The organism is Flavobacterium cucumis (assembly GCF_900148835.1).
Lineage (GTDB): Bacteria > Bacteroidota > Bacteroidia > Flavobacteriales > Flavobacteriaceae > Flavobacterium > Flavobacterium cucumis.
This window is the reverse complement of record NZ_FRYK01000001.1, coordinates 1-13195: the sequence shown is the minus strand read 5'-3', so window position 1 is coordinate 13195 and position 13195 is coordinate 1. Positions and strand designations below refer to the sequence as shown.

Genomic DNA, 13195 nt, shown 5'->3' with positions numbered 1-13195 from the left:
TAATCAAAATAAATTAATTTTTATAAAGAAAATGTTAATAATACAATCAAAACTTCATTCGTTGTATTCTAACAGCGTTTAATATTGCTAATAAAGCGACTCCTACATCGGCAAAAACCGCTTCCCACATAGTTGCTAAACCACCAGCACCTAGAATTAGAACTATCGCTTTTACTGTAAAAGCTAAAGTGATATTTTGCCAAACAATTTTCTTGGTTTGTTTTCCAATGTTTATTGCCATTGGAATTTTTGAAGGTTTATCGTCTTGAATTACTACATCAGCCGTTTCAATTGTTGCATCACTACCTAAACCTCCCATTGCAATACCCACATTACTTAAAGCAACTACTGGAGCATCATTAACACCATCACCTACAAAAGCTACTGTTTGGTTTTTAGCTATAATTTCTTTGACTTTATTTACTTTATCTTCTGGTAATAAATCACCAAACGCATTTGTAATTCCTAATTTTTGAGCCACAAATTGTACTACATTGTTTTTATCTCCACTTAACATAGTAGTTTTGATTCCTAATGCTTTTAGTTTATCGATAGTTTGTTGTGCATCATCTTTTATACTATCTGCAATGGTTAAATAACCCACAAAATTATTATCATAAGCTACTGCAATTAAAGTATAAACAATACTTGATGGATCAATATCATATTTAATAGAAAATTTATCCAATAATTTAAAGTTACCCACTAACAGTTCTTTACCATTTACAACAGCTTTTAAACCATGTCCAGCTATTTCTTCCACATTTTTAAGTTCAATTGAGCTATCAATTTTTCCAACAAAATCATGAATAGCTGTAGCTACTGGATGTGTACTTTGGCTTTCAATAGCGTTTACTAATTGAAGTATTTCTTTTTGGTCAAATTCCGATTTAAAAACTACTTCTTGTACTTTAAAAACACCTTCTGTCATGGTTCCTGTTTTGTCCATCACTACGTTTTGAATAGAAGCCATTACGTCTAAAAAATTACTTCCTTTGAAAAGGATTCCGTTTTTAGAAGCTGCTCCAATTCCACCAAAATATCCTAATGGAATACTAATAACTAATGCACAAGGACATGAAATTACCAAGAAAATTAAAGCTCTATACAACCAATCGTTAAAAACATAATTTTCTACAAAAAGCATTGGCACTAAACATATTCCAATTGCTAAAAACACCACAATAGGTGTGTAGATTTTAGCAAATTTTCTAATGAATAATTCGGTTGGAGCTTTTTTAGATGTTGCTTCTTGCACCATTTCCAGAATTTTTGATAATTTACTATCTGTATAAGCTGTTGTTACTTTAACTTGAGAAACCGAATTCAAATTAATCATTCCTGCTAAAACTGTTTCTCCTTTTAGTTTTGAATCTGGTTTACTTTCTCCCGTAAGAGCTGCTGTATTGAAGGAAGCTTTATCTGATACTAATTCTCCATCTAAACCTAATTTTTCCCCAGCTTTAAGTTGGATTATATCTCCGATTTTAGCCGTTGATGCTTTAATGGTTTTAGCTACATTATTCTCTATAATAGTAACTTCGTCAGGTCTTTGATCTAATAATGATTTTATATTTCTTTTGGCTCTTTGTACTGCCAATGATTGAAAAATTTCTCCAATGGCATAAAATAGCATTACCGCTACACCTTCAGGATATTCACCAATAGCAAAAGCCCCTATAGTAGCAATAGACATTAGTAAAAATTCAGAGAATACATCACTTTTACGAATACTTTGTATGGCTTCTTTTATAACTGGGAGTCCGACTGGTATATAGGCTGCAACATACCAAACTATTCTAACCCAACCCACAAACCAAGATTGGGTAAAATAATTATCAAAACCAATGGCCAACAATAATAAGCCGAAACTTATTATTGCTGGTAAAAATAATTGGAAGGTAGATTTTTCTTTAGAAGTATGGTCATGATCATGTCCATCATCTTCTGCATGTTGCTCTTCTGCTTTATTAATTTTTTCTTCTATTCTACAGCATTCTGCATCGTCTTCTATTTGGTGTGATTTTTTATCTGTCATAGTAATCTAAGTGTTTACGTTTAATATTTTTTGAATGTCTTCAGGAATTTCCATTGCTCTTAATGGTGGAACATTTGCACCACCTGTATTTCCGACAGGAATGTGACCCACAAATGATTTTACACCACCTACTAGTAATCTTGGTATTTGACCAAAAATTTCTTTGGCATTTTTAATTTTAAATCCAAACTGTAACATTTTCCAATGGACAAATGTATGTTCATACGGATATTTTTGTCCGATTATGTGTGCTCTTTCTAAATGAAACCAAGACTTTTGTAAATTATTTTCCTTAAAATTATTTTTTGCTAATTCTAGTTCAGCATTATAAAAAGGTTTCAATTTTGTAGGCATATTGGTATTTACTTTCATCTCTATTTTTTGTTATAAATTATTAATGAACGTGTTCTCCACCACCTTTTGAAGCTGCTAATAAATAGAATGCTCCTTTTACAACTATTTTTGCATTTGTTTGAATTTCATCTACTAATTTAACTTCAGTATATCCTAAATCGGTTGTTCCAGGAACTACTTCAATTGCTTTAAAGTGTACTTCGTCGTGTTCTTTTTCGGTAGCTTCTTCGTCATGATTATGTGCTTCTCCTTCTTTATGAACGTGTGCTTCTTTTTTTGCTTTTGGAGTTTCTTCTGTATGTTCTTCTTGCATATAAATATAATATTTATCTCCGTTTCTTACAATTGCGTCTTTAGGTAATGCTTGAACCGTTTGATTTGTAATGTTAATATTAGCTGCCACATACATTCCAGAAATTAAATCTTTTGTGTCATTTTCATTAATCTTGGCATGTACTGCAACCGATTTACTTTCGTTTGAAAAGGATTTGTTAATACCAAATATTTTTCCTTTAATGACTTTATTCGATTGATTGGTTAGTACGAAATCAACTTCTTGACCAATAGAAATTTTACTCATGTCTTTTTCAAAAACGTTCAAATCGAGGTGCATTTGTTTGTTGTCAATTACTTCAAAAAGAGTAATTCCTGTGTCTGCAAAAGCTCCTTTTGTAATGCCTATTTTACCCACATAACCACTTATAGGAGCAATGATAGGAATGATAGAAGAGTTCCCTGATAGACTTACATTTAATGCTTGTAATTTGTTTTTGGCTGCTTGTGCTCTTGCTCTTTCAGTTGCCAATTTAGCTTTTACTTCTTGGAATACTTTGCGAGGATTTACATCTTCTTCACTCAAAGTTTTTTGACGATTGTATTCTAATTGTAAATATTCAATATTTGCTACAGCAGCATTGTAATCTTCTTGCATTTCTGCCACTTGAAGGTTTTGAAGTGTAGCCAAAGTTTTTCCTTTTGCTACATAAGTACCTTCTAATACAAAGATGTCTTTTACCACTCCACCAATTAAGGTTGAAACATCTGCTCGGTTTTGAGGTGGAACAGTTGTGTAACCATTGGCTTTGATGATTGTATTGAGGTTTTTCATTTCAATACTACCCATTTCAATGCCCACGGTTTCGAATTGAGCTGTTGTTAATGCAACTTCTGTTTCCGATTTTTCTTCTTCATGTTCTTCTTCTGTTTTCTTTTCTCCACATGAGTTTAGAATCAAAAGGAAAGAAGAAAGAAGAAATATTTTAAAAATTGAACCTATTTTATAATTTGGTTTTAAAGATATATTGATCATTGTCGTGAGTATTAATTGTTATTGAAAGATGGAAATTGCATTTGAATAGCACTTTGATTGTAAGCGTTTACTGCTTCGATATTTTGCTTTTTAATATCAATGGCTTGATTTAAGAAACTGATGTAAGACCAGTAACTCATATCGCCATTGGCATAACTTTTTTGAGCAGTAGTGATTATCTGTTCTGCATATTTTAACCCTTCTTTTTCAAAATATTGAATTGCTTTTTCTTGTTTAGAAAATTGGTTTACTAATTGTTCTTTTTGCAGTTTTAAAGTTAATTTTGTTTTATCAAATTCTAATTGCGATTGCGACATACTTATTTCAGAAGCTTTAGCACGAGCTGTATTTGCACCGCTAAACAAAGGAATTTGCAAACCAACAGTAAATCCTTGAAAATAAGATTCTTTGTTTAATGTTTGACCAAAGTAACCCAAGCCTAATTTTGGTGCTCTAGATTTCTTAAAAGCATTTGATTCTTTTTCAAAAACCGTTGCTTGTTGGGTATAATAATCACTTACTAATGTTTCTACCTTATTTTCATTTAAAGCAGCTGCATGTATATATTTTAAAGGAGTTGTACTCTCTGGAAGTATATCTTCATTTGTCTGTATAAAATACTGTAACTGTTTTTGGTAGATTACTAAATCAAGAAGCATTTGTTCTTTTAAGGTTTCTATTTCCTTTACTTTAGCTTTTGCACTAATTACTTCTATGTTTCCGCTTTCACCTGTTTTAAAACGAAGTTCTGCATTTTTTAGAAATTTTGAATACACATCATACAATTCGTCATTTAGCTTTTGGATTGAAATACCATATAAATATTGATAGTAAGCAATAGTTACCGCTTTTTCAATTTCATATTCAGATAAAGCCTTTCGTTTTTCAGCCAATTTTGCTAATTCTTCCTGAAGCTGTCTGTTTGCTTTTGTATTTCCACCAATTGGAAAATATTGCTGAATACTTACATTATTATCATAATCTACACTATTGTATTGTCCACCCATGTATTCAATTTGCAAAGGATCTGCTTGAAAAGCTGTTTTCTTAAGAACTGTTTGTTTTTCAATTTCCTTATCGGCAATTTTTAAATCCATATTATTGGTTTTAGCCATTGTAATAGCTTGTTCTAAAGTTATGGGTTTGCTGTTTTGAGCAAATGAAAACGTACTAATAAATAATACGATTAGGGTCATGATTGAATTTGACATTTTTTTTCTTTTTTTAAAACCTTTCTCAACTAATAAATAAAGAATAGGTAGAACGATTAAGGTTAGTAAGGTTGCAGAAAATAAGCCACCGATAACAACCGTTGCTAATGGTTTTTGCACTTCCGCACCACCACTTGTTGATAAAGCCATTGGTAAAAACCCTAAAGAAGCAACAGCAGCTGTCATTAATACAGGTCTAAGTCTGGTTTTAGTTCCAATTAAAACGCGTTGTAATGGGTCTGTAATTCCTTCTGATTTTAATTGGTTGAAATAGGAGATTAGTACAATTCCATTTAGTACTGCAATACCGAATAAAGCAATGAAACCAATACCTGCTGAAATACTAAAAGGCATTCCTCTCAACCATAAAGCAAAAACACCACCAATTGCTGATAATGGTATAGCTGTAAAAATTAATAAGGCTTGTTTCATGCTATGGAATGTGAAGAATAACAACACCATGATTAATGCCAATGCAATTGGTAAGGCTACAGAAAGTCGTTTGTTAGCTTCTACTAAATTTTCAAATTGACCACCATAGGTGATGTAATATCCTGCTGGAAGTTTATAATTGTTTTCTAATTTTTGTTGGATTTCTTCGACTACACTTTTTACATCACGACCACGAACATTTAAACCCACAGTTATTCTTCGTTTTCCATTTTCACGAGATACTTGAACAGGGCCTTGTTCGTATTCCACAGAAGCTACTTGATACAGTGGAACTTGTTGGCCGCTTGGTAATGGAATAAATAGGTTTGAAACATCTGAAATATCACTACGATTTTCAGCATTCATTCTAACTACAACATCAAAACGTTTGCTTTCTTCATAAATTTTACCTGCACTTTCACCTGCAAAAGAAGCTCTGACTATCTTATTTACGTCTGTTATATTTAGTCCATATAAAGCTATTTTATCATAATCATATTTTATTGTAATTTGTGGTAAACCTGTTACTTTATCGGCTTTTAAATCACCCACACCTTCAATTTTATTGACTTTTGAAATTAATTCTTTAGCTTTTACATCTAATATTTCCAAATCATCCCCAAAAATCTTTATAGCAATATCACTTCTACTACCCGTCATTAATTCGTTAAAACGCATTTGTATGGGTTGGGAAACTTCAATATTAGCACCAGGAATAACTTCCATTTCTTCTTTCATTAGATTGGCTAAATCTTCCCAATTATCAGCAGAAGTCCATTCTGATTTATCTTTTAAAACAATAATTAAATCACCACTTTCAATAGGCATTGGGTCTGTTGGTATTTCACCACTACCAATTTTTGTAACAATGGTTTTAATTTCTGGAAATTTTGCTTTTAGAATTTTTTCGTATTTAGTAGTTGTTTCAATCATCTGCGTTAATGAACTTCCTGTCATTATCGTTGCATTAATAGCTAAATCTCCTTCTTCGATTGTAGGTATAAATTCACCTCCCATATTTTGGAAAACTACTAATGCCATTACAAATAATCCGACAGCAATTCCTAAAACTACTTTTTTGATTTGTAATGCTTTGTCTAAAAATGGAGTGTATATTTTTTCAAACCATGCCATCATTTTATCGCTAAAGTTTTCTTTATGCTCGGTGTTTTTAGATAAGAACATTGCACTCATCATAGGTACATAAGTTAAAGAAAGTACGAAAGCTCCAATTACTGCAAATCCTACCGTCATTGCCATTGGCTTGAACATTTTACCTTCGGTTCCAACTAATGCTAATATTGGTAAATACACAATTAAAATTATTATTTCTCCAAATGCTGCACTATTACGAATTTTGGAAGCAGATTTATATACTTCGCTATCCATTTCTAATTGGGTTAAGTTCTTTTGTCTCTTGAGTTTTTGTAAATGATGCATTGTGGCTTCCACAATAATTACTGCACCATCGACAATAATTCCAAAATCGATAGCACCTAAACTCATTAAGTTTCCACTAACACCAAAATGATTCATCAAAATAACTGCAAATAGCATTGACAACGGAATTACCGAAGCTACGATTAGTCCTGCACGAAGATTTCCTAAAAATAAAATCAATACAAAAATTACGATTAATGCACCTTCTAATAAATTTTTAGTAACTGTTCCAATGGCACTATCTACTAATTTCCCACGGTCGATAAAAGCTTCTGCAACGACTCCTTCAGGAAGTGTTTTGTTGATTTGAGCCATTTTTTCTTTCACTCGTTCTACAACTGCTTTAGAATTTTCTCCTTTTAGCATTAATGCCATTCCACAAACAATTTCACCTTTACCATCTTTTGTAGCTGCTCCATATCGCATAGCATATCCTTCATTAACTGAAGCTACATCACGAATTAAAACAGGTGCACCGTTTCTGTTTTTTACAACAACATTTTCTAAATCCTTACTTCCGGTTGCCATACCTACACCACGAATAAAGTAGGTCATTTGATCTTTTTCTATATATGCACCCCCAGTATTTTGGTTGTTTTTTTCTAAAGCTTCAAAAATTTCAGTTATGGTTACATCTAAACTCTTTAAAGTATTTGGTTTAACAGCTATTTCAAACTGTTTTAATTTACCACCCCAAGTAGCAACTTCTGCAACACCTTCAATCCCTTGTAATTGTGGAATGATAATCCAATCTTGGATAGTTCTTAATTTGATTGCATCGTATTTATCTTCATATCCTTTTTTAGCATATACATCGTATTGAAATATTTCTCCTAAACCAGTTGAAATGGGAGCCATTTCTGGAGAACCTGCATATGCTGGGATATTTTCTTTGGCTTGACTTATTCGTTGAAAAATTTGATTTCTTGCCCAATAAATATCTACATCATCTTTAAAAACAACAGTAACAACAGAAAGTCCAAAACGAGAAATACTTCGCAGTTCTATAACTTTTGGAATTGTTTTTAAAGATTGCTCTAATGGATATGTAATGAGTTGCTCAATTTCTTGACTGGCTAAAGTAGGTGCATTTGTAATAATTTGCACTTGATTATTAGTAACATCTGGTAATGCGTCAAGTGGTAATTGTTTTATTGAATAGCTTCCCCAAGCTACTAACACAAGTGTAAAAAGTAGTATAACGAATTTGTTCTTTATACTGAATTGTATGATTTTGTCTAACATTGAAAATATTATAATGAATTAGAAATTAGCAAATTAAAAATTTGCCATAATTTGTGGTAAAACACAAGTTTCTAACCCGAAATTACTCGGGCTTCATTATACTATTTGAGGTGGTTGCCAAATACCCCCAAAGAAATTGGAATACAAATTAGATTTGTAAATGGAGTTTAGCGTTTGAATTTCTACTGTTGGAGTATGAAAATTAAAAACTATTGCAGGAACATAAGATAAAACACTTTGTCCGCAACAATTACAAACACAAAAAGGAGAACAAGCGTCATTTTCCTTATCGTGTGAATGATTTTCGTGGTTTGTGTCTATTTTACTAGAAGTGTGCGTAAAACTAGTTGCTTCCACATCTGCACATGGCAAACATGAAAGTACTACTAAATACAGATATAATATGTAGTTTAAAAATTTCACAGCTGTAAAAGTAGTAAAATTAATTTTTAATTTTTACTTTTTTTTATGCTTCTTTACTATTCAACTTAAAACTAGAACTAAATTTATCTTTCAAAATTTTCATATCCTCACTTACTTTTCTATCCAACACTTTTGCGTAATGTTGTGTTGTATGAAGGTTTTTATGTCCTAGCATTTTGGTCAGTCGCAGTGTTGAGATTGCAGTGGTTGTGTGCTGAAAACTGATGGCATTGACAAAAAACAATGCAACTACTATCCGATGTATCCGCACCGTATGTAAAATAATTTCCGTAAAAGTTCTTAGGACTTCCCTATTATCTGGTTTTGAATTGAAATACTATTTGTGTTTATGGGAGTGGTTTTTGTGTGTTTTTAGCGTTTGTTTTTGAATTGGGTGTAAGTGGATAAAAAAAGGCGGACTGTGCGCGAGGGGTTGGGAAAACAGGGAGCCTTTTTTTATTGACTTACTATGGGTAAAACAAGTGCTAAAAACACACAAAATACCACTTGTGCGGTGGGGAGCGTTGGACTGGGTGGGCGCAAATAACTCAGCGAAGCGTTCCTATTAGAAAAAGAAACCAAGAAAGCCAATAGTTTACTATCTAGCCCCGATGGGAGTGATACCGTGTTTAACGGACAGCGGGAATATGGAAACCAAGAATGCCCGAGCCATTCGCTTCTAGTTCAAAATTACTTTATATGATTTGGTTTTATTCTCTGACTGTAGTGTAATAAAGTAGATGCCTTTTGAATTACCTGATAAATCTATTGTATTGGTTGTAGTATTGGTAGTTATTAATTGCCCAAGTGTGTTGTAAATAGTGTAATTATAGGTCTTGTTTTCAGTATTGTTGATGTAGATATAGTCCTTTGTGATTGTTGGGTAAATTAGGTTGTTTGAAAGTGTATAATCATCTGCAGCTAATACACCCCATGTATCTGTTGCTTGTGGACCATTCCAAATGATTGTTGCTAGATATGGGTTGTCTATGAAAGGATTTCTGTTGCCTTGTATGGTGTTAAGAATATTGTTTCTATTTATTTCATATTGTGAAACTGGATCTTGAGCATTCCAATCTAAGAATACGTTTGGCATATCTCCATAATTGGAATATGAAGAACTACCTACTCCAACATTGTTTGGTAAACATTGTGATGGATAACGAACATACATGTACATAATCATTCTAGCAACATCGCCTCTCCATTCATCACCTGGATACCAATTACCTGCAATTGTAATGTAAGACATAATACTGCCACTCCCATCTTCAAATTTCCTATTACTTCTTGAATTATTTCTATCACTATCAATAGAACGTAAATGATGCGCATCGGCACCGGCAAACTCGAAACCAAGATTTGGAGTACCAAGGGAACGAGGATATACATGTTCTCTTACCCATAAACCACTACAAGAAGAGGTATGACAAGAAGATGTTTGAGCTCTTGAATAATCGTTTGTGATATCTGCATCTGTATCATTCCAACCATAAATTAAAAGGACATTGTTAGTGTTATTTGGGTTTAAGTCGGTTTGATATAATGCATCCCAAGTGTCTGTAACGCCTGTAGCTGTATAAGGTAAGTTTGTTGTATGTGTGTTTGTAATAAGCGTAGTTAATTGGTTTTTTAAATAATCACCCTCTTGACTAAAATCAATTGAAGAGTAATATGCTGGAATTTGGGCATAGAATAAAGTTGGGACTAATAGAAATAGTACTTTTTTTAGCATAGTTTTACTTTTAATTGCTTTGTTTTATTCAAATTTAGTGCAAAAAATTAAATACTTAATACTTTTGTCTAGTTTTGAAATGTTTAGTAAAAGCTTAATTTAGTTAGAATACGAACAACCACGCGATGGGAACAGTGAAGTAGCAAAGAGTTTCATTGTTTGTGCTTTGTAAGCAACGAAACATTAGCTAATAGCTGAAGCCTTTTTATGTTTTCTAAATTCATCTCTCAAAATTGCATATTCAATTAAGTTTTGAATAAATTTTTGCGTTTGTTCTTGTTGAGAATTAATATCATTTTTAAAGTTTATTTCTCCCAAAATAATTTGATTATCTATCAATATATTATTTTCTTTTGAAGCAATAAAGTCAATTAAATCTTGTCTTTTGGCTGCTCCAAGTTTTCCTATTGTAATTGTTGCATCGTGCCAAATTTTTGCCGTATGATTTTCAATATTTATGTATTTGTCACAGCGAAGTTGTAAAGAAGAGTGCGAGTGTTCGTTAGTTTCGATTGCAACAAATAAACTCGTTCCAATAGGTGAATTTTCTCCACTAGACATACTATTCAATCCTAAAAAAATAATTGGTTTTTCTTCTATATTTTCTAATAAAAATGCTCTGTATTGTTGTGTAAAATTACCACCACCTGCATTTCCAAATTTTGTAAACTTTATTCCTATATCTTTAAAGTTTTCATCTAATTGAAGTTTGTCTTTTTCATCTTGTATCCAACCATAAAGGTTAATTAAGAAAGGAAATAATTTTTTATTTGTTCCATTACCTATAACACCATAGTCGAATAAATCATTTAGTTCTTCTTCATTAATTGGATCTTTGTAGTTTGGTCTAACGAAATCTTCAAAAATTAAATCTTCAATTAAAACTTCTTCGTTATCTAAACATAAATTTGTATATTTTGGATGTTCTGCATATTTCACTGCAATTACATTATCATTTTCATAGTCAAAACTTATCAGGTCTATTTGGTTTCCAATTACAACACCAACATAATCAATTGTGTTTATTGCTTCAAAATAATCCATAGCTTGGCTATAAACATTATCTGTAAAACTTTCCGTTTCTTTTTTACACTCGTAAACAATAAAAGGAATATTTTCGTGGTCTAATACTAAAACATCCATTCTGCCTTTGTTGCGTATTTCAGTTTCAGATTGATGATGAGAAACTGGTTCTTCAACTAACAATTGAGTTCTAGGAATTTTTACTTCTTTAATTAAGTAATTTAGAAAAGATTGTCTTACGGTTTCTTCTGGAGTTATATGAATTAGCATTTTTCTTACTCGGCACAAATACTTTTTTGTGCCTTGAACATCGTATACAATTTTAGGTTTATGTTTTTCTAAATTAAATTCAATCATTTTCTCAAGTTCTATATTTTATTCGTTCTATAATGGCTTCAGCTAACGGTTTGCAGCTTGGCGAAGTGGCGGATTTAGAAGTACTTACTTTCAATTTAGCACTAATTTTCATTTGAAAACCAAATGTTCAATTTAGCACTGAACCCGCCATTTTGCCAAACTGCTGTGCTTGTTGCACAACTCAAATATACAAATACTTGCATAAGAAAGAGATATTTTGTAAATTTATTCATGCAAGGAAAGAAAAATTTTACACCACAATTATTTGTTTCGGTTAATTTGTTGGACATGGTTCCAGCGGATAATTTTTACAGAAAATTGTTAACCGAACTCGACTTACATTTCATTTATAAAGCTACCCAAAAGTATTATGGTAAAGAAGGTCAAGAGAGTATTGATCCTGTTGTATTCTTTAAGATTTTGTTAGTAGGTTATTTGAATAACATCAACTCAGATAGGCAATTAATTGCTTTTTGTAGCGACAGTTTATCGATACGCTTGCTTTTAGGTTATGATGTTCATGAGTCGTTGCCATGGCATAGCACCATTAGCCGTACACGAGGTTTGTATGGTGAAGAAGTGTTTTTGAGTTTGTTTAAAGAAGTCTTGAAAATGTGCATAAATAAAGGCATGGTTCGAGGCAAGCGTCAAGCGGTAGACAGCGTTTTTATCAAAGCCAATGCTTCTATGGATAGCTTGGTGGAGAAAGAAGTTTTGGAGGATGCTAGTGCTTTTGTAAACGAATTAGAAGAGAACAGCGAATTTAAAACCACTAGTACCAGAAAGAAATTAGTAGCACAACACCACGCTTGGAAAGAAGAAGCTTACAAAGGAATGCCCAACGCTACAGGGAAAGACAAAGTAGATGAATTTGGGAATATCATCCGACCCAAATATGTATCGAATCACACGCATTATTCGCCCACAGATAGCGATGCAAGAGTGAGTGTAAAACCAGGCAAAGCCAGGCAGTTAAATTATTTTGGACAAATCGCTGTAGACGATGCACACCATGTTATTACTGGAGCGTGTTCTGATTTTGCCGACAAGCGCGATAGCCAGTGTTTAGAACAAATTGTGGAACTTATCGAAGAAAACCTAAAGGAAAACGACATTGAGTTAGAAGAACTTTTAGCCGATGGCGGTTACAGCAGTGGCGAAGCGTTGGCGTATTTACATAAAAAAAACATCAACGCTTATATACCCAACTTCGGACAATACAAACCCGAGCGAGAAGGCTTTACCTTCAACAAAGAAGAAAATTATTACCAATGCACAAAACCCGAAGGCAACCAAGCGAAACTCCTTTTCAAAGGCGAAAAAACGGATAGTAAAGGCTACACCAAACGCACCTACCGTAGCAGTGAGAGTGATTGTAAAAACTGCCCACTCAGAGCGCAATGTTGTGGTAAAAGTACCAAGTTTAAAAAGCTAGACGACAGCATCCACAAAGAACATTACGACCGCATGCATCAAAAACTTACACAACATGCGAAATATGCCAAAAATATGTCGAGAATACGAAGTAAAACCGTAGAACCCGTAATTGGAACTCTCGTGAATTTTACCAATATGAAGCGAGTCAATACAAGAGGCATCAAAAACGCAAACAAACACGTACTCATGGC

Annotated in this window: 8 protein-coding genes; 1 reads left to right on the top strand and 7 read right to left on the bottom strand. The window is 32.8% G+C overall.

The window, feature by feature from the left end; all coding sequences use genetic code 11:
• Positions 1-46 precede the first annotated feature (46 nt).
• The 7 genes from BUE95_RS00045 to BUE95_RS00010 all read right to left on the bottom strand — a co-directional run bounded on the left by BUE95_RS00045 (position 47) and on the right by BUE95_RS00010 (position 11567).
• On the bottom strand, positions 47-2038 hold the full coding sequence (locus tag BUE95_RS00045; RefSeq protein ID WP_073580256.1) for a heavy metal translocating P-type ATPase: 1992 nt from the start codon (positions 2036-2038) through the stop codon (positions 47-49).
• A gap of 6 nt (positions 2039-2044) precedes the next feature.
• Complete coding sequence (locus BUE95_RS00040; RefSeq protein WP_072780921.1) at positions 2045-2410, bottom strand: DUF3703 domain-containing protein; 366 nt, start codon at positions 2408-2410, stop codon at positions 2045-2047.
• Positions 2411-2432: 22 nt separating this feature from the next.
• Positions 2433-3701, bottom strand: coding sequence for an efflux RND transporter periplasmic adaptor subunit (locus BUE95_RS00035; protein WP_073580254.1), 1269 nt, complete (start codon positions 3699-3701; stop codon positions 2433-2435).
• Between the two features lie 11 nt (positions 3702-3712).
• The gene (locus tag BUE95_RS00030) at positions 3713-8029 is read right to left on the bottom strand and encodes a CusA/CzcA family heavy metal efflux RND transporter (RefSeq protein ID WP_073580252.1); all 4317 of its coding nucleotides are present in this window, start codon (positions 8027-8029) and stop codon (positions 3713-3715) included.
• A gap of 96 nt (positions 8030-8125) precedes the next feature.
• Positions 8126-8452: a DUF6660 family protein gene (locus BUE95_RS00025; protein ID WP_234977613.1), complete on the bottom strand. Its 327-nt coding sequence runs from the start codon at positions 8450-8452 to the stop codon at positions 8126-8128.
• A 679-nt stretch (positions 8453-9131) separates the two neighbouring features.
• Complete coding sequence (locus BUE95_RS00015; protein WP_073580246.1) at positions 9132-10187, bottom strand: endonuclease; 1056 nt, start codon at positions 10185-10187, stop codon at positions 9132-9134.
• A 183-nt stretch (positions 10188-10370) separates the two neighbouring features.
• Positions 10371-11567, bottom strand: coding sequence for a type I restriction enzyme HsdR N-terminal domain-containing protein (locus BUE95_RS00010; RefSeq protein WP_073580244.1), 1197 nt, complete (start codon positions 11565-11567; stop codon positions 10371-10373).
• A gap of 231 nt (positions 11568-11798) precedes the next feature.
• On the opposite strand from BUE95_RS00010, the gene BUE95_RS00005 reads away from it, so the two are divergent.
• On the top strand, positions 11799-13195 hold a 1397-nt coding region (locus BUE95_RS00005; protein WP_073580240.1), incomplete at its 3' end, for an IS1182 family transposase.

What these genes read in the sequence shown, in the direction of transcription:
- BUE95_RS00015 (WP_073580246.1), bottom strand. Translation starts at nt 10,187, where the DNA reads ATGCTAAAAAAAGTACTATTTCTATTAGTCCCAACTTTATTCTATGCC.
- BUE95_RS00035 (WP_073580254.1), bottom strand. Translation starts at nt 3,701, where the DNA reads ATGATCAATATATCTTTAAAACCAAATTATAAAATAGGTTCAATTTTT.
- BUE95_RS00045 (WP_073580256.1), bottom strand. Translation starts at nt 2,038, where the DNA reads ATGACAGATAAAAAATCACACCAAATAGAAGACGATGCAGAATGCTGT.
- BUE95_RS00030 (WP_073580252.1), bottom strand. Translation starts at nt 8,029, where the DNA reads ATGTTAGACAAAATCATACAATTCAGTATAAAGAACAAATTCGTTATA.
- BUE95_RS00010 (WP_073580244.1), bottom strand. Translation starts at nt 11,567, where the DNA reads ATGATTGAATTTAATTTAGAAAAACATAAACCTAAAATTGTATACGAT.
- BUE95_RS00040 (WP_072780921.1), bottom strand. Translation starts at nt 2,410, where the DNA reads ATGAAAGTAAATACCAATATGCCTACAAAATTGAAACCTTTTTATAAT.